Genomic DNA, 24,596 nt, shown 5'->3' on the forward strand with positions numbered 1-24,596 from the left:
CCCCACCGACGCTGGACACGGTGGGGGTGAACTGTCCGCCGCACAGGGTGGGGATGAACAGGACGTTTCGACGGTTGTGCTCCAGCAAAGAGTGCGCGTGCCGCGAACTCTTGCGCGAGGACGGATCAACGCGCAGGTTCGATGGAAACGCCCACACCGTTGGCGCCTCCCCGGAGCCCGGTATGCGATGGCCGCTGGGCGCCGCCTCTGTGGCGTCGAGGAGCGGAGCGATTTGCGGGATCAGGCTCGCAGCTGTTTGACCGGAGCGAAGCGCAGGGAGTTCTGCGAGACGCCGCAAATCGTGAGCACCGCAGAGAAGTCGCGAAGCGACCGCCACAGTGAAGGCGCCCAGCGGCCATCGCATGCCGGGCGGCCTCCACAGAGAGCACAGCATCAAAACAAATCAGGCAGGCCTCCCCACCTTCCCCTCTTCCACAAAGCGCTCGTACTCCCCCAGAGGAATCGCCGCATTCATCGGCTCTCCTTCTTCCTCCCAATTGAGCACAGCGCTGTCCTCGGCCAATTCGATGTGACACGGCCCCTCAGGAATTCGCAGCATCGGTCCATCCCCTGCGCGGTACTCGACCACGCCGCTGATCCGCGAATTTGCATTCAGCATGAACGCGCCCGATCAGAAAACGCCGAAGACCTTCAGCAGGATGATCACACCCAGCGGAACGCCGCAAAGCCAAAGAATGATGCTCTTCATGACAGTCTCCAATCGTGGTTGTTGAGTTCCGCGAATGTGCGGCGCAACGCAGCGCCGCGGTGCAGGAAGGCGCACTTGCTTCGGGTGAGTGCGGGCCTACATTGCTGTCGTCCACCGCATCCGCGTGGACGATGGTGCGAAACGACACGCCCGGCAGCTTGTTCTTCATCGACCGGACAACGCGCTGGCCATTGCACCGCTTGTCGCAGGGCAGGAGGAGCTGACAGGGCCAGGTTCCAGCCGGCCTGATCCACTCCCAGTTCAAGGCCGTACAGCGGCGTGCAAACAAAAGTCGTCAAAAGTTGGAACAATTCTCGCTGTGCAGATTTTGAGAATTGTTTCCCCCTTGTTTCTCAAGGGCGGAACGTGGGAAAACGTGTGGCGGCGCACCTGGACGGTGCTGCACCTCTCCAAGCCGGTCGCCGCATGCCTGCATCTGGCGCATTCGCGTCCTGAACTGTTCTGATGAGGATGGGTTGTGGAATCGCTCACTCGGCATGAAGATCGCTCCCGGCACAAGGCGGCCAGCCGCTGGTACGTCCTGGGCTGGGCCTCGGCGTGGATCGTCCTGGGCGCTGTCGCGGCGAGCCAGTTGGGCAAATTCGCTGGCGACGACCGGGGCATGGACACGTTCATCTCCAGCATTGCCATCGCGCTGGCGGGCGCTGCTGCGTTTTTGAAGGCGGCCATTGCAACCATGCGACAGACGAAGCCCGCAGCTGCCACGGCGCTCACCGTGGCGAGCCTGGCCGGTGTGACCGTGTCCATCGGGCTGCTTTACAACGCACGCATCGACGACGCGCGCGTGGACAGCGCCATCGCCGCGAGCGCTTATTTCCTGCTGTCGTTCATCGCCTCCTGCGTGACCCTCGTGCTGGGCCAACGCATGCGTGAGCGCGAACGCGAGCGAAGCATCCGCCGAAAGCAATTGGCGCAACAGCGCCATGATCGCGATCTCGAGGGTCGCGACGAGCGCTACAGGGAAATGCGCGCCAGCTTCACCGACTACCTGCACGTCGTCGCGGACAACGATGCGGACGTGCGCCGGAATCGGGCGAAATAGCTTTCAAGGCGGCGCGCCAGCGCCGCGCAGCACTGCCAACTGTTGCGCGTAGGCGCTCTCCACGCGCGCCAGCCGCTTGTCGCGCGCTTCGTCGTTCACCCACTGCGCATTCAGGGCGCTTTGCCGGGCCAGCTGATAAGACAGTTTGGCCGCAGGCAGCAGCGAACTGTTGTCTGCCACCACGAAGCCCGCAAGGTCGTGCAGCGACTTGAGCACCGCGCGCTCGGGATCGCCGCGCGGCCCCTTGGCGCGTGCGTACTCGGCCAGGAAAGCCTGCACCTTGAGCTGGAAGTCGCGCGGGTAGTCGCGTCGCATCACGATCTGCGCATGTGGAATCAGGTCCGACTGCCAGATGACCTGCAGCCGATCGGCCTCTTCCGGAAACTGCAGCCTGAAGCGCTCGAAGTCGGCCGTGTTGTTGGTGGCCACGTCAGCCTCGCCGTTGGCCACGGCCAGTGCGGTGAACTGGTGCGTGCCGACCCTTTCGCTGCGAAAGCGCGTTTCCATCGCAATGTGGTTCGGCAAGAAGAACTGCAGCTGCGGCACGATGAAGCCCGACACCGAACGGCTCTCTCCGCGCGCCAGGCGCCAGCGGTCCGGCTCGGCCAGCAGCGCCTGCACCGTGGGCCCCGTCTTGCGCGCCAGCAACAGCGCACGGTAGCCCGGCAGGTTGTCGTGCCGCGTGACTTGGGCGACGACTTTCATGTTGTACAGCGTGACGGCGTCGAGCGCCATCTTGCCCGAGAGGAAGGCCATGTCGACCTCGTCGCGCTGGATGGCCTGGTCGAGCCCTTCATAAGATGTGGCCGACAGCACGGTGACCGGCCGGCCAATGGCGCGGCTCAGGTCGGCCAGCAGCGGCACCCAGTCGTTGCGCGACTCGAAAGCGCCGCCCAGCGGCAGGATGCCGAAGCGAACCGGAAGGGCATTGGCGTTGCCGACCACCTGTTGCGCCGGCGCGGCCACGCTCATGCACACCAGCGCCAGCACGCCCAGGGATCGAAGAAGCGGGGCCGCCATGCGGCGCGCCAGTTGCCCAACGCCCGGCGTCCGGACAACGAAACGCTCGCGCAAACCTTCTTGATAGTGCATCGTCACATCTGCGGCAGGCCCCTTGGGGCCGGCCAGACAGCTTTGAGCCTGTTCAAATGAAGTCAGAGAAGTACACAATTAGATACCAGCTCTGTCATCAAATGCCATGTTTTTTGACTCCGGATATCACCCCAAAACAACGAGGGTCCGCTCCCCCATGAACTGGTCCGTCCGCGCGCTGCGCCGCATGACACGCCTGTCGCTCGGCCAGCAACTGGTGCTGCTGGCGCTGCTGCCTGCCACCATTGCCACCATCGGCGCCATCGTGGTCCTGACCCGCCAGCACCTGGCCAACGTGACCGAGCTGATGCGCGCCAGCGGCCAGACGGTCGCCCTGCAGGTGGCTGCGCTGGCGCAGGCCCCGCTGCTCCAGATGGACCGCCGCGCCCTGTTGCGCACCGCACAGTCCGGCACCTCGCAGCCCCATGTGCAGCAGGTGCAGATCTGGACCGAAGACGGCGAGATCGTCGCCAACGCCGAAGTCGAAGACCGCTCCCGCAACGAACGCCTGCGTGTGGTCACGCCCATCCTGACCGATGACGGACGGCGCACAGGCAAGGTCATGGTCGAGATCAGCCTCGATTCGGTCGAGTCCGCGCGCAATGCGGCCTGGTTCAACGTGTTCATCGTGCTGGGCGCCAGCCTGGCGGGCGTGGGGCTGGCGGGCTGGTGGGCGGCGCGGCGCATCAGCGCGCCCATTCGCCGGCTGGGCGAGGCGGTTGACCGGCTGGGCGCCGGCGAAGACGTGAGCGTGAGCGTGCTGGGCACGGCCGAGGTTCGGCGCTTGCAGCGTGGCTTCAACCAGGCGGCCGGCGCGCTGGCCGAGAGCCGGCGCCTCCTGCAAAGCCGCATCGGCGAAGCCACGGCCGAACTCGCGCGCAAGAACCAGCAACTCGAAATCGCCAGCCAGGCCAAGACGCGCCTGCTCGCGGCGGCCAGCCACGACCTGCGCCAACCCCTGCATGCGCTCACGCTGTTTTCCGACGGCCTGGCCAATGGCGAGACCGACCCACTGCGCCTGCAGCGCATCGGCCACATCCGCGAATGCGTCGACTCGCTGGACCGGCTTTTCTCCGAACTGCTGAACCTTTCGCAGCTCGATGCCGGCGTGCTGCAGCCGCAGTGGGCCGACTTTCCGCTGGATCGCTTGTTCGACGAGATCAGCCGCAACTTCCGCCCCGTGGCCGAGCAGCAGGGCCTGCGACTGGTGGCGCGCAAGACGGACGTGTGGGTGCGCTGCGACTACGTGATGCTCTCGCGCATCCTCAACAACCTGGTGTCGAACTCGCTGCGCCACACGACCGAAGGGGGCCTGTTGATCGGCGCGCGGCGGCGCGGGCGCAGCATCCGCATCGACGTGATCGACACCGGCGTGGGCATCGCCCCGCAACTGCAGGAGCGTGTGTTCGAGGAGTTCTTCCAGATCGATCCGCAGCGCGCACGCGGTGCCACGCGCGGCATGGGCCTGGGGCTGGCCACGGTGCAGCGTCTTGCGGCCTTGCTCAACACGCGCGTGGAGCTTTCGTCGGTGCTGCACAAGGGCACCTGCGTGCGGATCATGGTGCGCGCGGCGGAGCCTTCGGCCGAAGCCGTGGGCGCGGAGATGGCGACGGTGGGCCTGCCGGTGGAAGCCCAGCCCAGCCTGGAAGGGGTGCGCGTGCTCATCATCGACGACGAGCGCACCATCCTCGAAGGCCTGCAGGTGGTGCTGTCCAACTGGGGCGCGGTGGTCCTGGCCGCGCAGACGCGCGCCGAGGCACTGGCGCTGGCCGACAGCTGGACGCAGCCGCCCGACGTGGTGCTGAGCGACCTGCTGCTGCAAGGCGGCGACAACGGGCTGGACGTGATCGCCGCGCTGGAGCGGCATCCCAACGGCATCGGCTTGCAGACGGCACGCCTGCTGGTCACCGGCGAGACCAAGCCCGACCGGCTGCGCGAGGTGGCCAACGCGGGCGTCGCGGTGCTCTACAAGCCGGTGTCCCCGCGCACGCTGCGACAGGCCATCGGGGTGCAGTTGGCGAGCGTGCGCGCGCAGGCCTGAGGGCATGTTTAAAGTGCAACGGGGTGTTATCGCCGTGCCCGGACTACGCCTTTCAGCCTAGCCGCTGCAAATGGGCGCGAAGGCCCATCGGCGCCCTGCCAGAGGCGACATAAGCCCTCTGCCTTATCGCGCGAAACCGGTTGCGTCCGTACATTGGGACGACCTTCACTGCATGGTTTGCAGGTCATGTTCTCCAGGCCCATCAAGGCTTTGTTCTTCGGTCTGCGGGCCTTTGTGTCCGTGGCCTTTGCCTGCGTGCAGCTCGGGCTCGTGCATGCCGCGCCGGCACGCCTGACGGTCCTCACCAGCGACGACATGGCGCCGCACATGGAATTCGTGCAGCAGCTTCGCGCCACGCTGGAGCCGGGCAGCCGCATCGACGTGGTTCGCCTCCCGCGCGGCGGTGGCGCCGTGGCCGAACTGGGACTGCAGGCAGGCGATGGCTCCTCGCCCGTCAACGCGGGCGTCGTCACGCGCGGCATTCGGCCGCCGGCGCCGGTGAACATGCCTGACACGCTCGTGATTGCCGTCGGCGCGAACGCGGCACGCACGGCCATCGAGCGCGAGAGCAACGAGACGCTGTTGCTCGCCATGCTCAGCCGGCTCGACTATGAAAGCCTCAAGTCGCACCCCGCCATGAAGCGCACCGACCGCCGCGTCGGCGTGCTGCTGCGCGATCCGTCAATGGCCGACCAGCTTGCGCTCGTCAACGCGGCCTTGCCCCAGCGCCGGCGACTGGGCGTGGTGACGACGGCCGAATCCGAGCCCCTGCTGCGCGACCTGGAGCGCGCCGCGCAAGGCTGGAGCCTTCAGGTGGAAACCGCGCCGGACGTGCAGTCGATCGCCCCGGCCCTGAACGGCGTGCTGCCGCGCAGCGATGCGCTCATCGTGTTGCCCGACCTGATCGGCGACAACCAGGCCGCCACGCTGGCGGTGCTGCGCGCCGCGGCGGGCGCGGGCGTGCCGGTGTTCGGCGCGAGCGACGGCATGGTGCGCTCCGGTGGCCTGGCCGCTGCGGTGTCGACCCCTTCGCAGCTGGCGCTGCAAGCGCGCGCGCTCGGCCACAAGGTGGCGCTGGGGCCCAGCGGCGTCACGATGGTGGAAGACGCCACGCCGGCCACGGTCCGCGTCAACAGCAACGTCGCCCGCGGCCTGGGCCTGCGGCTGCCCGACGAACGCGAACTGACCCAGCGGGTCACGGGCACGGGCGCGCGATGAGCACCTCGCACCCCGGCGTTGCGCCGGCGTCTCCTTCGTCGCCTGCCCCGGCCCCCGCGCAGCAGCAACAGCAGGCGGCGGCGTTGCCGTCGGCGCTGGTGGTCAGCGGCAACCTGCAGCGCGACCTGCTGCGGCTGGGCGTGGTGCCCTGCGCAGCGGCGGCGCTCGCCCTCACCGCCTGGTTCACCCACAGCCGGCTCGACACGCTCGAAGGCGCCTTCAACGCCGAAGGCCAGGCCATCGCCCGCCAGGTGGCCGCCCTGTCGGACCTGAGCCTTTACGCTGGCGACGTTCCTGCACTGCAGAACGTGGCCAACGCGGCACTGCGCGGCAGCCAGGTGACGCGGGTGGAGATCAGCAACAACGCGGGCGTTTTCGTGACGGCCGGCGCCAGCGCCACCAACATGGAAAACCTGCGCGTGTTCACCGCGCCGGTCACGCTGCGCGAGGCCTCGCGCGCGAGCGCGTTTTCACCGGCCGGCGCCGCGCCGACGGGCGATGCGCCCATCGGCCAGGTGCAGACCTTTCGCGACACCGCCGCGTATGCGAACGAGCGCACCCGCTCGCTCATTGCCGGCTTCGGCATCGCGCTGATCGCGATCCTGGTGGCATGGGCTTCGGTGCGGCACATGGCGCGCACGGTGGCGCGGCCCTTGCGCCGCGTGTCGCGCACCGTGGCGGCACTGGAGGCCGGGCACTTCGACGCGCGCTGCGACGTGGTCAGCGAAGGGCCTGATTCCGGCGTCGCCCCGCGCCGCGAACGGCACGAACTCGCCAGCCTCGCGCACGACGTGAACCGGCTGGCCGAGCGGCTGGAGCACAACCAGCAGGTGAGCGAAGAGCGCGTGCGCGAAGCCACCGCGGTGGCGATGCAGCGCATGGCCGAAGCCGAGCAGGCGGCACTGTCCCGCGCACGCTTTCTTGCTGCGGCGAGCCACGACCTGCGCCAGCCGCTGCACGCCATGGGCCTGTTCATCGACGGTCTCTTGCCCACCGCCACGCCCGCCCAGCAACCGGCCATGCGACGGCTGCAGGAGAGCACCGAGTTCATGAGCATGCTGCTGGACGACCTGCTCGAAATCTCGCGCCTCGATGCCCAAGTGCTCACGCCCGCGCTGGCACCCATCGCGCTCGGGCCGCTGTTCGAACACCTGTCGGGCCAGTACGCGGCGCAGTCAGCCCAGTCGCGCGTGCGCATGGTGTGGCGCCCCAACGGGCTGGCCGTGCGAAGCGATGCGGCGCTGCTGCTGCGCATCATCGGCAACCTCATCAGCAACGCGATCCGCCATGCGCCGCCCGAAGGCACGGTGATGGTGGCGGCACGGCGCGGCAAGGGCGACAACACGGTGCGCATCGAGGTGCGCGACAACGGCATCGGCATTGCGCCCATTCACCAGCAGCGCATCTTCGAGGAGTTCTACCAAGTGGCCAACACCGAGCGCGACCGGCGCCAGGGCTTCGGCCTGGGGCTGGCCATCTGCGCGCGTGTCGCGGCGCTGCTGGGCACGCGCATCGAGTTGCGTTCCGCCCTGCTGCTGGGCAGCACCTTTTCAATGACGCTGCCCGCGGCCGATCCGGTGGGCGCGGCGCGCCCCGTGCCGCCCGCCGCGCCGATCGCCCCGCTGTCCGGCCTGCGCTGCCTGGTGGTGGACGACGACGAAGCCATCCTGCATGGCACGCGTGCGCTGCTGGAGCAGTGGGGTTGCCATGTGGCGTGCGTCGACAGCGGCGTGGACGCGCTCGCGCGCATGAGCGAATCCGGCGCGCGGTTCGATGCCATCCTGTGCGACCTGCAACTGGCGGGCGACGAAGACGGCATGGCCGTGATCGAGAACGCGCGGCGCCTGCAGCCGCATGCGCTGGCCGTGCTCATCTCCGGCGCCACGGGGCCCGAGGCGCTGCAACGCCTGCGCCAGCAAAACGTGACGCTCCTCACCAAGCCCGTGGCGCCGGCCAAGTTGCGCGCGCTGCTGTCCACGCGCCGCATGTCCCAGCCGGTGCCAGCCCTCCATGCTTGACACCAGTGCCCTGAAGAACATCCATCCCTTCGTGGCGACGCCCAACTACGGGGGCGTGCTCACTTCCAATTACGTGCGCAGCCTGCTCGGCCTGGTGAACATCGCGTGGACCCACGGCTTTGCGATGCAGACGCGCTTCCTGGACGGCGACAGCCTCATCACGCGGGCACGCAACCGCATGGTGGCCGAGTTCATGGCGGACACGCGCTGGACGCACCTGTTCTGGATCGACGCGGACATCGGCTTCGAGCCCGAGGCCGCGATGCGCCTGCTGCTGGCCGACCGCGACGTGGTGGCCGGCGTGTATCCACACAAGCTCGACGGCTGGCCCGTGCAGGGACTGGATGAGGCGCTGCCCGCCGGCAGCACGCGCGAGGACTTCGAGGCGCGCTATCCCAGCTTTCCGGCCAACCTGCTGTCACACGGGCAAAGCAGGATCGATGTGGACGGCTTCATGGAAGTGCTGGACGCGCCCACGGGCTTCATGCTCATTGCACGCCATGTGTTCGAGAAGCTGGCCCACGCCATGCCCGAGTTGCGCTACACCCCCGACCGCGCCGGCTACGCGCTGGGACTGCCGGCAACGCAGGATCCGCACTACCGCTTCTTCGACGTGCTGGCCGAGCCTGACAACGGCCGCTACCTGACCGAGGACTATGCCTTCTGCCGACGCTGGCAATCGATCGGCGGCAAGGTGTTCGTGGATGCGCGATCCCGGCTCACTCACCAGGGACTGAAGACCTATACGGGCGACTTCGGAAAGGCCTTGCGCTGACGCCGATGCCCGCCTCCTGCGACGCCCGGTGCCAATAGCAAGGCGATTGCCGGCGCATGCCCGCGACCGACACGCCCGGCACGATGGACCTGAGGTGCAGGCTGCGACTTCGGCGCGGCGAGGCGAACACCAGGATCAGCCCGCCCCACAGTACCAGCGGCGACGCCACGGCCGGCAAGGCCAGCAAGGGCACTGAAAAGAAATGCGCGAAGTGGCCACGCGACTCATCGACCATGACGATCAGCACCATCGTGCCCAGCGCGCCGGCATTGGCCAGCAGCACGCCGAAGACCTGCTTGCAAAAGCGCCTGTCGACGCGGCCGCGCCAGAGCAGCAGCAAGCCGATGGACAAGGGCACGGTCAGCTCCACAAGGTTGGTTCGCAGGTCGACCGGGTCGGCCGTCCCTCCGTGGTGCAGGTAGCAATAGACAGCGCCGGCCAACGCGAGGCCGGCCACCAGCGCACCCACGATCCGGCCCAGCAGCAGCGGCCGCCTTCGACGCACGCGGCGCACATGCGCACACGCGCGAAAAGAACTCAGCATGGTTCCCACTCTCCCTGGATTCGCGCGTCGCCCTGGCGGGCGACAACAGCGCCAATTATGAAAGAGCGGGCCAGGCGCCGCTAGAAGTCCGCGCAGCCGTTGTGACGTTCCGTATCAACGCAGCTCGTGAGGTTGGGCCGTGTGCGCACGCGCGACCATTCACGCGCCAGCACGTCGCCTTTCTGCGCTCCGCGGCTGGTGTCCAGCGGACCGGTGGCCACGCAGATGGGGGCGAAGCCGATGTTGCGGTCGTAGACCCAGGTGGTGGGTTCGTCGCGGTAGTAGTCGACGCGGGGGAGGTTGAAGAACTGTTCGTTGAAGTTTTCCCTGATCACATCCGCGATGGTCAGGAGCCCCGGCAACACGTCGATGGCATAGCCTTCGCGCGACGTGAAAGTCCCGGCAATCCGGTATTGGCCCGCAGGACTGTTGGCATTTGCCTCGGTGCCCGGCGTGCCTGAAATGCCCAGGCCGCGGTCGTCGAGGATCAAGCCATCGAGCCTGTAGGTGAATCGCGGATTCTCTTGGCCGAACTGCCGCTGGAAGCTGTCGAGGGTGATGGTCGCCGTCGGCTGCTGCGTGTAGATGAAGTGGTTGCCTTCCGTCACGACCACCGCGCATTCTCCGAGGAAGGTGCAGTGATAGAAGTTGGGGAAGTCGCCCGAGCCCACGATGCCGCCGCGCGTCTCGCCCACCCAGGTGTTCGCCCAGATGCGGAAGGGTCCACCGGTGATGGTGTGGCCCTCGGGATTCTGGAAAGTGCCCGCCGCCACGAGGTCGGTCGACGTCGCGGCGCTGACGTTGCTGTCCAGCGTCAGGTTGCCGCTGAGCGCGCGCACCATCACCGTGTCGGCCGCCATCGAGTTGACCGAAATCGTGTTGGGCGCATTGGTTTCCGCGTCGTAGCCAGCGACGGGAACAGGCCCGATGCGGATCGCACCCGAATTCGTGAACTGGAAGCTGCCCTGGGCGCCGCCCGCCAGCGTGTTGGTGCCGACGTTGTTGCTGGCCGAATTGAGCGTGACGTTGCCCTTGCTCGATGTGGCCAGAAGGCTGCCGGCGGTGATGCCCGCGTTGGCCGCCTGCGTGATGTTGCCCGCACTCACGAGGCCCAGCGTCGGCGCATTGATCGACCCGTTCAACGTGATGTTGCCGCCACCGCCGTCTTGCAGTGTGAGCGCCGCGGCGCTGGTCACCGGCGTCGTCACGTCGATGTTGCCTGCATGGGCGTTGCTGCCCACCACCACCGCCTTGGCGCTGAGCCGCGTGAGTTCGTCGGCGGAGAGCGCGAAGCCCGTGCCCGAGCCGAGCACGATGGGGTTGCCGGTGCGGTCTACCGCCGCGCCGGTCGCGGCATCGACGCCGCCGGGGCGCAGGTTGAGCACATTGGCGGCAGTGACGCTGCCATCGAGCACGATGGCGTCGGTCGTGCCGTCGTTGCTGGCACGCAGCACGACGTTGCGGCCGCCGCTGATGCTCGTGGCGGGCGCGCCCTCTTGTTCCTGCGCTGGATTCGGCGGAACTTCCGCGGCCATCAAAAGGCCCGCGCCGTTGCCTTGGGACTCGCCGCTGATGTCGATGTCGCCCGCGCCAGTGGTCACGACGGTCGCGCCGCGAAGCATGCTCACGCCATTGCCGGGAGCGCCCCCTGCACCCGCTTGCTGCAGGCCGCGCACCGCGATGTTGCCGCCCGAGGTGCGCAAGGTGGCGCCGTCGATGAGCACGCCATGGCCAGGCGCGTCGGAGCTGTTGCTCGCAAACGCGCCGATGCCGCTGAGCGCGATGTTGCCCGTGGTCGTCGAGATGCCACCCGACGCATTGGCGCCCTGCTGGCCGCGCACGCGCACGCCGCCGCCAGCCGGCGCGTTGCCGGTCACGGTGACGTTGCCGGTGGACGTGGAGATCTGCGCAAAGTCGAGGTCGACGGCCGCCGTCTTGAACCCGAAGTATTGCGGCCCGCCCGCAGGCACGGTGAGGTTGACGTTGGCGCCCGCGCTGGTATCGCTCTGGCCGATGCGCGTGTCGACGTTGGCACCCACCAGGCAGATCGCGCACCCCATGGTGCCGCCGGGTGCCGTCATGTCGACGGTGCCGCCGTTGGTCAGCATGTTCCCGCTGTAGTAGATGGCGCCGCCCTTACCGCCCAGGCCGGCATTGAAGGACACGCTGAGCGGGGCCGCCGATGACAGGATGCTCGTCGGTCCGCCGAAGGTGGTGATGTTGCCCGCTGCGTCCAGCCGGAAGGTCACGGCCGGCACCTGCGGATTGGTCAGCGCGATGTTGACACCGTTCGCACCCATGGTGATGTTGCCGAAGTCGTCACCGCTGTTGCCGGTGGTGATCGAGACATTGGTGCCGCTGTTGAGTGCCCGGTTGATGTCGCCGTCCTGGATGGTGGCTTTCGACAGCGGCACGAAAGGCTCGGTCGGCAGGCTGCCATTGGCGGCTCCGCCCACGATGGTGACATCGTACGGATCGACCAGCCACGTGCCGGCCTTGCCGGCCACCGCCGAGGCGTCGACGTTGATGCCGGCGATGTCGAAGAAGCGGCCCGAGGTTTCAACCAACCCGCCGTCGCCACCCGCGGCGCCGCCGCGAGCCGTGTAGGTGCCGAAACCGCGCAGGCTGCCATCGGCCACGAGGCGGATGGTGCCGCCATTGCCCGAGCCCACCGCGTCGGCTCGCATCACGACGTCGTTGCTGACGGCGATCATGCCGCTGTCGGCAAGTCCGGGGTCCGCGTTGCCCCGCAGTGAGATGCTGCCGCCGCCGCCAACACCTCGCGCATCGAACAGCGCATCGGGCGACATGCCATCGTTGAGGACGGTGATGTTGCGGCCCCGCACGTCGATGCTGCCGCCAGCCGCACTGGACGACGCCACATCCACCATCGGCACGGGCGCCGCAGCGCTGTCCTGGATGTACTGCAGCCTGACATCGGTGCCCACGCCGTCGATGCTGATCTTGCCGCCCGCGGCTTGCAGGGGCGTGTAGTCGAAGCCAAAGACGCTGACGCCCAGACGCTGTGGATCGATGGTGGCGGTCGGCACCCTGTTGGCATCAAAGGTGAGGGTCATCTCCCCGCTGCCGCCCTTGCCCGTGATGGCGAGGTTCTTGCCGGAGCCGGCAATGATCGAGGTGTTGCCGATGTTCACGCCAAGCGACGGACGGACGGTTGCGACGTTCGCAGTGATCGCGGCCCTGTAGGCCGGATCGTTGAACAAGGTCGTGAGGTCGGCGCCCGTGCCGTTGATGGCCACGTTGCCGCCCGTTGAAATGGCGGCATCCTGGATGGACACGCCATCCAGGTGCTCGCAGTCGTTGCAGCCATTGGACCCGACGACCACCCGGTCGCCGGTGGCCCATCCACGCGTCGTTCCCGTCAGGCTGACCTCGCCGGACGTCGACTCGACGGCCTTGGCCGACGCCACGACCTGCCCGGCGTCGTTGAGCAATGTGTAGCCGCCCGCGATCTGCACGCCCGCTGAAGCGGCGCCACCACGGCCGTCTACCGCGATGGATCCGAGGCCGGTGAGCAGGCCGCTGTTCGCAATATCGACGCCGGCGCCGCTGGCCACGAAGGAGTTGCCGTTGAAGGTCGACTGGCCCTGGCCGCGCAAGCTGATGTCGCCCGGCGAGGTGCACGCGGTCGCGCCCGGCGCGCAGGCAGACAGCAGGCTGTTGTCGATGGTGACGCCGTTGTAGGTCCGGTCGCCGAAGGTGCCGGTGCTGCCCACCGCGCGCCCGTTGTCCGGATCGCCTTGCCCATAAAAGCGGATGCTGCCGCCATTGGTCTGGATGCTCGCACTGTTGATCGTGATGGCGCCGCCCGACGGCGTGGTGATCGCGCTGTTGCTGATGGGGAGCGTGGCCGGCAGGGCCGCTCCGTTCGCGTCCGCATTGAAGTTGACGTTGAGCGCTCCGCTGCTGGCAACAATGGCCGAGTTGGGGCCCATGACGATGTTGCGCCCCGAGTTCACCGTGAACGTGGTGTCATGGCCGCCGTCCTTGACGACCTGCTCCCCATTGCCGAATCGAACCCCGAGGCCAAAGGTCGAATCGCCATCTGCAACCGCATCGCTGTTGATCACCACGTCCGTCGAGCGGCTGAGTGCACGGCCCAGCACACCCGAATCGACCTGGCTGCCGCCGGATTCAGTGATGTCGATGGTGAGGTCCAGGTTCGAGTTCACGGTCCACTTGCCGTTGGCGCCGGTGGGGCCGCCCGCGGCACTGACCTGGGTGGACTCTGCAATGAACACCGCGCGTCCCTGGGTCAGGATGTCGCCTCCCTGTCCGCTCCCGGAGGCATCCGCCGACAGGCCCTGGTACAGCTCGAGCGTGCCATCACCCACGAGATGGATCTTGCCGCCGCTCGTGCCGCTTGCGTCCAGCAGGTGCTGCGCGGGCAGGGTCGAATTGGCGTAGATGTCCTTGCCGGTGATCTCGATGGCGCCGCCAGGCCCATTCAACGATGCAACGCTGAGCAGGGAATCGTTCGTGAAGGTCGACGTCGATGTCGACGTGGACAACGACGCCAGGCCCAGGGTGAGACGCACGCCCGTACCCCGCCCGTCGACGGTGATGGTGCCGCCCTCGGCCTCGATGAATCTCGTGGGAAGCGGCGTCAGCACGCCCGCAGTAGTCGCGTTGATGGCAACACCCTCGCTGGTGGCGTCCAGAAACGTGGTCAGGCTGCTCTGGAATGTGCTCACCTCGTAGGTGTCGCTGCCCGCCGTGCCCGAGATCGAGATGTTGCGCCCCACGCCAGCCTTCAGCGTGCTCTCATTGAGCGTGACGCCGTTGGATCCGCCCACGATGGCGCTGTTGTTGACCATCAGCGGCAGGGTTGCAAACTGGAAGCTTCGGTCGAACGCGAGCGCCTGCAGGTCGGCGCCCGTGCCGTCCAGCGTGATGTTGCCGCCGGTCGAGAGGCTCGAATTGCGCACGGACACGCCACCTCCGCCACCCATCTGCACGCCGGCGAGATCGGCCGTGTCGTCCGACCGGAAGGTGACGACGGGGTCGAGCTCGCCGTCCCAACTGCGCGTCGTCCCCGTGGCCGTGATGTCGCCGGAACCCGATGCGATGGTCGACCCTCTCGCGACCCGCACCCCCGACGCACCCAACCCACCCCGCCCGTCCATTGTGATGGCGCCGGAGCCCGTGCGCACCGTGCTGTTGTCGATGCCCACGCCTACGCCGCCGAACACCAGGGACGTCTCCGCACCCGTGTTGCCCTGGCCGCGCAAGCTGATGTCGCCAGCCACGGTGCAGCTGGTCTGGTCCATGGCGCATGCCGACAGCACGCTGCCGCCCGTGAGGGAGATGCCGTTCTGGATCTCGCCGCCGTTGAAGTAGCTGCCGACCGCGCGGCCGTTGTCAGGATCGCTCTGCCCGTAGAAGCGGATGTTGCCGCCGCTGGTTTCGATCCTGGCGGTGGTGAGCGAGATCGCGCCGCCCGAAGACACTTCACTCGTGCCCGTGTTGATCGGCAAGTTGTCGGGTAAGGCCTCGCCCTGCGCATCGGCATTGAAGGCGACGTTCAGTGCGCCGGCGCTCGACTGGATCGCCGAGTTGGCGTTCATGGTGATGTTGCGCGACGAATTCACCGTCAGTGTGCTCGCACCGCCTTCGGTCTTGACGACACGGGTGTCGCCAGCAATGCGAACGCCGTAGCCGGGCGAGTTCGGAAGCGTCTCCACGGCCTGGCTGGTCAGCTCCACGTCGGTCGAGCGGCCCAGCGCCCGGCCCAGCGCGCCGGCGTTCACCACGCTGCCCATCTGCGGGTCGTTGATGACCAGGCGGTCGAGCGTGTCGCGGCTTTCAGCAGTCAGCGTGTTGTTGTTGATGGTGAGGTCCTGCGTCGAGGTCAGCGTCCATTTGCCGTTGGCTCCGCCCGGAATGCCCGGAACGCCTGGCGTCCCTGGTACGCCTGGCCCGCCTGCGGCGTCGATGCGCGTGCCACCGCCCACGAGCACGTAGCTGCCCGAAGTCTCGACGGTGCCGCCTGCGCCGCCTCCGGTGCCACGTGCGAGCAGCGTCGCATCCACGAACAGGTCGGTGTTGGCCGTGAGGCCGACGTGCCCGCCGTCGCCTGCCACTTCCGGCGCGCTGGTCACCAGGGCGCCACCGCGCAGCATGCGGATGCGGTCGCCGTTGGTACCGCTGGGGTCGGCGTCAGCAAGTGCCGTGTCACCCACGATGATGGCGGGGCCCGCCGGCTGCGCAGCCGCCGTATAGGTGGCGCCTGGATCCGTGAGGCCTCGCGCATTCGCGCGGCCCGTGATGTCGATGCCGCCGGTGAATGTCCGGATGCTGGACGCCACGCCGGCCAGCGGCGACATCTGAAGCGCCGACGACCCCAGCGCACCCCATGCGTCGATGCCGATGGTGTCCGCGCCGGCCAGGAGCTTGCTGCCGAAGATGCCCACGCCAATGCCGCTGACCCTTTCGGTGGCGCTCGTGACCTGCGAGATCCCCTGGCCAAAGAGCGCGATGCTGCCCAGGTTGGTGCAGCTCTCGGCGCCGGGAGGGCAGGTTGACAGCAGGCTGTTGCGAAGCGTGATGCCGTTGAGCTGGCTCTGGTCGGCCGAGTAGCTGCCGGTGGCCCAACCCCGGCGGCCCGAGGGATCCGTCTGGCCGTGGAACAGGATGTTGCCGCCGTTGGTCTCGATGGACGCGGAGTCCATCGCGATGTTTCCGCGCTTCTGCGCATCGGTCACGCCGTCAAGGACTGGAACCACCTCGTCCACGAAAGTGCCCTTGGAGTCCGCATTGAAATCGACATTCAACGGACCCGTCCCCGACTGGATGGCCGACCCCGCTTTCATGTGGATGTTGCGCACGGAGTTCACCGTCAGGCTCGCGGCGCCGGAGCCCACGGCCTTGACCACCTTCGCGCCTTCGGCGAACGTGACGCCCGTGCCTGGCGACTGGCCCGCAACGGTGCTCGCGTCACTGTTGAGGACGACGTTCGTGGAACTGCTCAACGCAACGCCCAGCGCGCTTGCGTTGACAACGCTGCCAACCGCGGTGGGAACCGTGTTCGCCACCGTGATGTCCTGCCCCGACTGCACGGTCCATGTGCCATTGGCCGAAGGCAGGCCTCCAGCCGCATTGATGACGGCTGCCGGCCCCACCTCGACATGGTCTCCCTGCGTCAGCACCTGGCCGCCGGAGGCTTCGCCGTTTCCTTGCGCGGACAACTTTCCGGTCACCGCGAGCTTGCCCGTGGCCGTCGCGCTGATCGTGCCGCCATTGACGCCGCTTTCGGCGCTCGACACGTCCAGCGTTCCACCCACCGCCATGCCGTTGCTATCGCCCGATGCACCGAGCACGATCTGGCCACCTCGCGTGGCCAGCGACTTGGCCTGGATGACGCCGGTCTGGTTCACCACCTGTGCCTGCGCGGTGGATGCCGCCAGCAGCGAGACCTGCCCGCCGTCCGCCGTGAGCACCCCCGCGTTCTGTACGAGCGCCGTCGTGGCCTTGGAGTCGGCGGGGATGGTGAAGGTGGTCAGGCCATCGCCGTTGAAGTCCACCGTGACGGTGCGAGCCGACACGAGGCCGATCGAGCCACCGCCTGCCACGTTGATGGTGCCGTCGGCGCCGTTCTCCACGCCCGCGCCCATCAGCACCACCGGCCCGCCCGTGGAGGTGATCGCACCCTGGTTGACGACCTTGGCGGTCACGGTGTTGTCACGCTCGAACAGGAGCTTGCCGCCGGCCATGAAGTTTTCGTTGCTCACGTTGAGCGTGGAAGCCACCAGCCCGCCCACGCTGACCGACGAGCCCTTGCTGAACGTCACGCCGCTCGGGTTGACGAGATACACATGCCCGTTGGCAATGAGCTTGCCCGCGATGGTCGACATGTCGTTGCCCAACACGCGGTTGAGCAGCACGCTGGTATTGGCAGGCTGTGCGATGTTGACCGTGTTGTCGGCGCCGATGGAAAAGCTTTGCCACTGCGCGATGGCGCGCGGGGTGGTCTGCAGGATGTTCATCGTGCCGGCCGGCGCGCCGGGCACGATGGAGACGGCGCCACCGGCGACAAACGGTTGCCCTCCGGGCGCGGGTGCGATCGGCATCGGCACAGGCAAGACCTGCGCCAATGCCGGCGCCAGCCCCATGCACAACAGGCTTAAAGCCAGCGGCCGCAGCCGAAGGTGCCGCGGCGCCACAAGATGAGCGTGATGGCTTGTCATTTCAGAACGCCTTCTGCAACTGCACGAACAGCCGCGGGTTGTGCCCGCCGCCATCGGTGATCGCCTCGCGCGTGCCGGCGCGCCAGGCGAGTGTCGCGTTGATGGAGAAATTGTTGGGCCGTGCCCACGACACGCCGAAGCCGACGCCACGCAGGCTCTGGGTGTTGTCGGTGTTGATGGTCAGCGGGTCGTGCTGGATGTTTCCGCGCCCGGCGTCGAACAGCAGGAAGGGCGTGATTTCCTCGTTGTAGGACCACCGCCATTCGACCGTCGCCAGCACGCCCGTGTCCACCAGCAGTTCGCCCGACGGATAGGCCCGCACCGCCTGCGGACCACCGAGCGAGAGCTTCTGTGACGCGTCCAGGTTCTTGTTGGACAGTTGCGCACCCACCGACACGTAGAGCGAGTGGCGCGGAATGATTGCCTGCAGGCGCGAGAAGCGCATCGTCAGCTTGTCGAAGCTGCCTTGCGTGTGCGGGCCGAAAGGGGCTTGGTCGACCTCCTCGACGGCGGGGCTGTTGATGTCCAGGTGACCGTGATAGAGGCTGCCCGAGCTTGCCCAGTAGCCGCCGCCGAAGAAGTCATCGCGGTATTCCCAGGCCCAGCCCAGGCCCACGCCCTGTACGCGCTTCTTGGAGTCGAGGCCCACCGCGTCGAAGTGATCCGTGAGGTCCTGCATGTCACCACTCAGGCGCAGGAACAGGTTCTGGTGCCGCGACCTGATCATCGGATAGCTGAGCGAAAAATCGAGCACGTCGGCGGTGCCATGTGCGTCCAGGTTCGCAAAGCTGCCGCCCAGCTCGTAGTAGACGTGCGCAGCACCCACGCCGGCACGAAAGCCGCTGGAGCCGATCGGCGCTTCGTACGACATGCGGCCAAAGAGCATCCCGCTGCCGTTGGACGCCATGATCCGCGCATCCAGGTTGTCCCCGATGCCAAAGGGACTCAGCCAGCGCGCCGTGCCGCCGATGCGGTACCGGCCTGACTCCTCGGTGCCGTAGTTGTCCGCGTCGGCGCTGAACTCCCAGCGCCGTCCTGCGATGACGTCCACGTTGAGGTCGGTGGTGCCGGGCGTGATGCCTTCCTGCAATTGGGAGGTCACGCGGATGCCGGGCTGGTCCGACAGCAGCAGCATGGCGCGCTCGTAGGCGGCCGTGTCCAGCGCCATGCCGGGCTTGATGACCGCCAGGAAGTTGCGAACGCGCTCTTCCTTGATGGGTGCGTCGGGCGCGACGTTCACCGTCACGTTGCCCAGCTTGCCTTCGATGACGCTGACCTCCACCACGCCGTCCTGCACGGTTTGCACAGGAATCACGGCCTGCGCCAGGAAGAAGCCGCGTGCACGGTAAAGGTCGGTGATGGATTGCGCCAGCGCCTCCAGGTCTGCCAGCGTGACGTCGCGGCCGATGTAGGGCTGCGTGACGGCCTTCAGTTGCTCGGCCGTCAAGGCCTGCGCTCCGTTGAGCCGCAGGTCGTTGAGGCGGAAGGACGTCTGCGGCACCGGCGCGGCGGGCAGCGATTGAGGTGAACTCACGGAAGGCGATCCACCCGGCGCCGTGGGCGGCGTCGCCCTCACGGCCGGGTTGTCGCAGCTCGTGCACGGGTTCTGCGTGGGAATGAGCGTGTTCTGCAGTTGTTGCGACTGCGCGTGCGCGCGTTGCGCTGCAGTCAACCCCAGCACGGCGGCGACCAGAGCAGCCGACGCCAGCGCCACGGGGCGCAACTTCATGCCGGTCCGCGCCTTCATGCCGCGCTCCCCACCGTCAGGCGCCAGTTGCCAATCAGGTTGAACGGGGCCCAGAAGAAGGGGTGCGCCATCTTGGGCACCTTGAGCACCGCCAGTTGCCCCGCCTGCATCGCGCTCTGGATGTCGCGGCCCTTGGCCAGTTCGGCGTACATCGTGCTCATGAGGACTTCGGTCGCGTCATCTGACACGGGCCACAGCGAGGAGATGAGCGAAGACGTGCCCGCCGACAGGAAGGAGCGCGTGAAGCCCAGCACTTCATCGCCTTGCGCAATGCGGCCGAGGCCCGATTCGCAGGCCGACAGCGTCACCAGCGAGGTGCGCTGCATCGACATGCCAATGATCTCGTGGGCTTCGAGGAAGTTTTCCTTGCCGTTCTCGTTGGCCAGAAGGATGCGCGAATAAAGCGGATCGACCTGGTCGGCCTCGGCGTGCGCGGCCACGTGGACCATCGGCGCATTGGTCACCGCTTCGCGGAACTGCGTCTTGGTGGCGGCGGCGCCCAGGTAGAGGTTGTTGCGTGGAAACAGTTGCGCCAGTTGCTTGACCTCGACTTCGGCGCCCGGCAGGTCGTACTTGGCTTCGATGGCCGGATTTCCAAACGCGATGAGCGATGCGTCGGTGCGCGGCGAGCGCTGGGCCAGCTGAATCGCGATCGTCATCGACGGCGCCACCGACACGGGGTGCGTTTCGATGAGGTAGCGGCCATCCACGCGCATGGCCTGGAAGGGCAGGTAGTGCAGCGGGCCGTGCGGCACGAAGACGATGCGCGCGCCCGGCGAAATGCCCAGCGGCGCGATGAGGGCCGCACCCAGCTTGTCCGCATTGGCCACTGCCGTGCGGCTGCCGCGGACGACCGAGTTGCGGAAGAACTCGACCAGGTCGGCGAGCTCTTCGCGCTTGATGGGAATGGACTTGGACTGGATGTCCGTGGGGCTGACGACCCAGACCTGCAGGCGGTCGGGCAGCGAATGGAATTCGACCACGCGCTCATCCGGGCGAAGGGAGCGTTGCAGCGTCGGCAGGTCGATGGTGGCGGACTCGATGGAGCTCATCTTGGCGCGGCCACGCACGGCGTCGAGCAGGGCGCGCGAGCGGCTGCGCTCGCTCACTTCAAAGGCGCGGGCCGCTTCACCGTTGTCGCTGTAAAGGCCGATGCCGTTGTCGAAGATGGTCTGCAGGTTGGAGAACAGGCCCATCTTGAATTCTTCGCTGCGAAAGCGCGCCCGCGCGGTGTCGACGCCGGCCAGCGCCTTGCCGGCGGCTTCGGCGGCGGCCGGCTTGTTGCCCATGGCGATTTCGCTGCGCGCAACGCCGTCCCACGCCCACAGGCGGTAGTACTCGCTGTCGGCACCGACGTTGCGCTTGGTGAGCTGCGTGTACAGGTCGCGTGCTTCGGCGGGCTTCTTCTGGGCCAGCAGGAGGCGGGCGCGCGTGCGGTCGAGTTGGGCGGCCAGCGCCACGTCCTGCGGCGGCGCAATGGACGAAAGCACTTGTTGCGCGCGTTCGATGTTGCCCGACTCGATGAGCACGTTGGCCAGCGACGCCTGCACCAGCGGGGTGTAGCGCGGCGAGCTGTTGGCCAGGGCGGTGTCGTAGCTCAGGATGGCGCCGGCGTAGTCGTTGCGGCGCGTCTGCACGTCGCCGATGACTTTGTTGGCCGGACCGACGACGAGGAGCGGGTCGCGCACCTGGTACTTGAGGGCCTCGCGCGCAAACTCCTCGGCCTTGTCGAGTTGGCCCGAGTAGCTGTAGACGATGGCGAGGTCGCGGTTGGCAAACGCAAGGAGGTTGGGGTCCTTGCTGGTGTTGGCCAGGTGCAGCGCCTTGCTGGCGGCGCGCACGCTCTGGCGGAAGTCACCGTTTTCGGCCAGGGCGACGGCCTGGCTGCAATACTGGTAGCCCGATAACTTGACGGGATCCTTGTTGTAGAGGATGGCGCCGTCGTTGGTCAGGGCAAAAATGGTGTCGGTGTCCGCGAGCCGCGCTTTTTCTTCCTTGGCGGCTGCCGCGGTGGCGTCGGGCGGTTGGCCCTGTGCCAGCGCTGTGGCGCCTCCCAATGCCAGCAGCAAGGCCACACCCCATGACGCGAGCGCACCGGCGGTTGCAAGCCTTGGTGGCGCATTGTTTCGCGCATTTCCGAATAACGATGGATACCGTTGCATTCGACCCCCGCGCGCTGCCCGGCGGTGCGCGTGAAGCGCACCCACGGGCGCCGCGAAAGTGCGCGCCCCCTCAGGCCTCGTGCGGCGAGTCTAGGAGTGGCCCCGGTGCGTGAACATTCTCAAGAAGGTCTAGGGCAAACGGGTTAATTAGTCTTGGTGATGACGGGTTTTATGGGGCGCGCGGGTATGGGGCGGGTGGGTCTCTTCGGGGGCCGCCCGGCATGCGATGGCCGCTGGGCGCCTTCACTGTGGCGGTCGCTTCGCGACTGCTCTGCGGTGCTCACGATTTGCGGGGTCTCGCAGAACTCGCTTCGCTCAAACAGCTGCGAGCCTGATCCCGCAAATCGCTCCGCTCCTCGACGCCACAGAGGCGGCGCCCAGCGGCCATCGCATACCGGGCTCCGGGGAGGTGCCAACAGTGTGGGCGTTTCTATTGATCCTGCGCGTCGATCCGTTGGTGCGCAAGCCCACACGGCGCGCGCACTCTCTCCAATGGTTACGACCGTCGAAACGTCCTGTTCACCCCCACCGTGTGTGGCGGACAGTTCACCCCCACCGTGTCCAGCGTCGGTGGGCGGTATGCCTGTGGGCGGCTGTTGAGCCTGCGGCGAGCACCGCAAGAAAAGGCGGAAGAAGGGCCGCAGCTGTTTGAGCCGCAGGCGAGTTCTGCGGACCCCGCCTTTTCTGAGGAGCAGCAGCGAAGTCCGAAGGACCGCAGGCGTCAGCCGACCACAGGCATACCGCCCGCCGACGCCGCCCCAACGCCAACAGCAACGCCCCATACAACAACCAACATCCCATCAAGCCGCCACACGCTCCACCCCCGGCCGGTCCCAATGGCGGTGTTTGGAGATCGCGGCAATGAATGCGTGTGCCACCTGCGTAGCAGCGCTGCTGTCGCCCAGGTTCAACGCCGGCGTCGCGGCGAGCACGATGCCGGGCGGCGCCTTTTCGGGATCGTCGCCAATGCCCGCAGGCGCCAGCAGCTGGCGGCCTTCGCCAATCGCGCACACCGTCTTGAAGTGCTTGTACGCCTCCAGCACGAAGCGCTGCGCGTCGCCGTTGGCGGCCAGCGCCTTGGCACTGTCGGCACCGGCCGGAACGAGCACCGCGTCGAACATCACCGACGTGCTGTTGGCAAATGTTGCTTCCACCTCGACCTGCCGTTTCGATGCACTGGTCACGCTGCCCAAGTGCGGACCGATCACCTTGCACACTGCACCGGCCTGCTCCAACGCCTCGCGAATCGGCTTGAGCGACGCGGAATCGAATCCGTCGGCCGCGAGGATCGCCACCTTGCGCGTGCGAATCACCGGCGCGTTGTTGTTGCTGCTGCCATTGGCGTTGGCAGGCCCTCGCTCGACCATGCTCAGCGCCGGCGACTCTTCGATCGGCATGCTGATCTGGTGATCGCGAAACCCTGCACGCCCCGCTGCCGCGCGCGCATCGGGCGCCTCGATACCCAGGGCTTCCGCCACGCGTCGCGCAAACTTTTCGTCGACGTGCGCGAGGTTGTCGACCAGCCGCTGGCGAATCGCCGGCACCTGCACCTTCGAGAGCTCGAAGCGGAAGGCCGCGATGATGTGTTCCTTCTCCACCGCGCTCTGGCTGTTGAAGAACAGGCGTGCCTGCGTGAAGTGATCATCGAAGGTCGGGCTGCGGCGCCGCACCTTGGGCGACTCGAGTTCGTCCGGATAAGACTGGAAGCCTTCGCTCGCGCCATCGACGCGGTACTCGACGCCGCTGCCCAGAGAGTTGGGCTCATACGCCGCCTGGCCGCGCGCAATCACCTGCCGATGCATGCCGTCACGCTGGAAGTTGTGGAAGGGACACACGCCGCGGTTGATCGGCAGCTCGTGAAAGTTGGGACCGCCCAAGCGCGAGAGTTGCGTGTCGGTGTACGAAAACAGCCGCCCCTGCAGCAGCGGGTCGTTGGTGAAATCAATGCCCGGCACGATGTGGCCGGGATGAAAGGCGACCTGCTCCGTCTCCGCAAAAAAATTGTCGGGGTTGCGGTTGAGCACCAGCCTGCCGATGCGCTGCACCGGCACCATTTCTTCCGGAATCAGCTTGGTCGGGTCGAGCAGGTCGAATCCGAAGCTGTGTTCCTTGTCGGGCGGAATCATCTGCACGCCCAGTTCCCATTCGGGGAATTCGCCGGAATCGATGGCCTCCCACAGGTCGCGGCGGTGAAAGTCCGCGTCCTGGCCGGCGAGCTTCTGGGCCTCGTCCCAGACCAGGCCGTGCACGCCAAGCTTGGGCTTCCAGTGGAACTTCACGAAATGGCTTTCACCGCGCGAGTTGACAAAGCGGAAGGTGTGCACCCCGAAGCCTTCGATCATGCGCAGGCTGCGCGGGATGGCGCGGTCCGACATCGCCCACATCAGCATGTGCGTGGTCTCGGGCATGAGCGACGCGAAGTCCCAGAAGGTATCGTGCGCGCTCGCGGCCTGCGGCATGGCGTTGTGCGGCTCGGGCTTGACGGCGTGGATGAGGTCAGGGAACTTCATCGCGTCCTGGATGAAGAACACCGGAATGTTGTTGCCCACCAGGTCGTAGTTGCCTTCGCGCGTGTAGAACTTGACGGCAAAGCCGCGCACGTCGCGCACCGTGTCGGCCGAGCCCGCGCCACCGGCCACCGTCGAGAAGCGCACGAACACCGGCGTCTTCTGGCTGGGGTCTTGCAGGAAGTCGGCGCAGGTGAACTGCGACATCGACTTGTAGACTTGGAAGTAGCCGTGCGCCGCCGAGCCGCGCGCATGGACCACGCGCTCGGGAATGCGCTCGTGGTCGAAGTGCGTGATCTTCTCGCGCAGGATGAAGTCTTCCAGCAACGATGGCCCGCGCTGGCCGGCCTTGAGCGAGTTGTGGTTGTCGGGAATGCGCAAGCCCTGGTTGGTCGTCAGCAAGGGCTCCGGCGCCATCGTGTATTCGCCGAGCTGGTCGATCTTTTCGTTGCTGGCCTCGGAGGGCTTGGCGCGTCGTGGCGCGGCGGGCTTCTTGGGCGAAGTCATCAGGTC

The 24,596-nt window shown here is 67.2% G+C and carries 13 protein-coding genes; 6 read left to right on the forward strand and 7 right to left on the reverse strand.

The window, feature by feature from the left end; genetic code table 11:
- Nucleotides 1-403 precede the first annotated feature (403 nt).
- Entirely contained in the window at nt 404-619 is a 216-nt protein-coding gene (locus tag QTI66_RS33290; protein ID WP_286564655.1) for a hypothetical protein, read from the reverse strand.
- A 178-nt stretch (nt 620-797) separates the two neighbouring features.
- Here QTI66_RS33290 and QTI66_RS33295 point away from each other — a divergent pair, with 178 nt between their 5' ends.
- Nucleotides 798-1,175 carry a hypothetical protein gene (locus QTI66_RS33295; protein WP_286564656.1) on the forward strand — a complete coding sequence of 126 codons (378 nt, stop codon included), beginning with the start codon at nt 798-800 and terminating at the stop codon, nt 1,173-1,175.
- 12 nt (nt 1,176-1,187) lie between these two features.
- Nucleotides 1,188-1,772 (forward strand): hypothetical protein, encoded by a 585-nt coding sequence (locus tag QTI66_RS33300; RefSeq protein WP_286564657.1) that lies wholly within the window; start codon nt 1,188-1,190, stop codon nt 1,770-1,772.
- A 3-nt stretch (nt 1,773-1,775) separates the two neighbouring features.
- Here QTI66_RS33300 and phnD read toward each other — a convergent pair whose 3' ends face one another.
- Nucleotides 1,776-2,792: a phosphate/phosphite/phosphonate ABC transporter substrate-binding protein gene (gene phnD, locus QTI66_RS33305; RefSeq protein ID WP_444815081.1), complete on the reverse strand. Its 1,017-nt coding sequence runs from the start codon at nt 2,790-2,792 to the stop codon at nt 1,776-1,778.
- Between the two features lie 229 nt (nt 2,793-3,021).
- On the opposite strand from phnD, the gene QTI66_RS33310 reads away from it, so the two are divergent.
- The 4 genes from QTI66_RS33310 (at nt 3,022) to QTI66_RS33325 (ending at nt 8,916) form a co-directional block, all read left to right on the forward strand.
- On the forward strand, nt 3,022-4,905 hold the full coding sequence (locus tag QTI66_RS33310; RefSeq protein WP_286564659.1) for an ATP-binding response regulator: 1,884 nt from the start codon (nt 3,022-3,024) through the stop codon (nt 4,903-4,905).
- A gap of 186 nt (nt 4,906-5,091) precedes the next feature.
- Nucleotides 5,092-6,123 (forward strand): ABC transporter substrate-binding protein, encoded by a 1,032-nt coding sequence (locus QTI66_RS33315; RefSeq protein ID WP_286564660.1) that lies wholly within the window; start codon nt 5,092-5,094, stop codon nt 6,121-6,123.
- On the forward strand, nt 6,120-8,141 hold the full coding sequence (locus QTI66_RS33320; RefSeq protein WP_286564661.1) for a hybrid sensor histidine kinase/response regulator: 2,022 nt from the start codon (nt 6,120-6,122) through the stop codon (nt 8,139-8,141). Before QTI66_RS33315 ends, QTI66_RS33320 begins: the two co-directional genes overlap by 4 nt.
- On the forward strand, nt 8,134-8,916 hold the full coding sequence (locus QTI66_RS33325) for a hypothetical protein (RefSeq protein ID WP_286564662.1): 783 nt from the start codon (nt 8,134-8,136) through the stop codon (nt 8,914-8,916). Before QTI66_RS33320 ends, QTI66_RS33325 begins: the two co-directional genes overlap by 8 nt.
- On the opposite strand, the gene QTI66_RS33330 is transcribed toward QTI66_RS33325, so the two are convergent.
- The 5 genes from QTI66_RS33330 to katE all read right to left on the reverse strand — a co-directional run bounded on the left by QTI66_RS33330 (nt 8,861) and on the right by katE (nt 24,590).
- Nucleotides 8,861-9,460, reverse strand: a complete 600-nt coding sequence (locus tag QTI66_RS33330) for a hypothetical protein (protein WP_286564663.1) — start codon at nt 9,458-9,460, stop codon at nt 8,861-8,863. The genes QTI66_RS33325 and QTI66_RS33330 overlap by 56 nt on opposite strands.
- 80 nt (nt 9,461-9,540) lie before the next feature.
- Nucleotides 9,541-17,667 (reverse strand): two-partner secretion domain-containing protein, encoded by an 8,127-nt coding sequence (locus tag QTI66_RS33335; protein ID WP_286564664.1) that lies wholly within the window; start codon nt 17,665-17,667, stop codon nt 9,541-9,543.
- A 1-nt stretch (nt 17,668) separates the two neighbouring features.
- On the reverse strand, nt 17,669-19,414 hold the full coding sequence (locus tag QTI66_RS33340; RefSeq protein WP_286564665.1) for a ShlB/FhaC/HecB family hemolysin secretion/activation protein: 1,746 nt from the start codon (nt 19,412-19,414) through the stop codon (nt 17,669-17,671).
- Nucleotides 19,411-21,489, reverse strand: a complete 2,079-nt coding sequence (locus QTI66_RS33345; RefSeq protein ID WP_286564666.1) for a CHAT domain-containing protein — start codon at nt 21,487-21,489, stop codon at nt 19,411-19,413. The genes QTI66_RS33340 and QTI66_RS33345 overlap by 4 nt, the downstream gene beginning before the upstream one ends.
- Nucleotides 21,490-22,376: 887 nt before the next feature.
- A complete protein-coding gene (gene katE / locus QTI66_RS33350) occupies nt 22,377-24,590 on the reverse strand; it encodes a catalase HPII (RefSeq protein ID WP_286564667.1) in 2,214 nt (737 codons plus the stop codon).
- Nucleotides 24,591-24,596: the final 6 nt, after the last annotated feature.

The organism is Variovorax brevis (assembly GCF_030317105.1).
Lineage (GTDB): Bacteria > Pseudomonadota > Gammaproteobacteria > Burkholderiales > Burkholderiaceae_C > Variovorax > Variovorax brevis.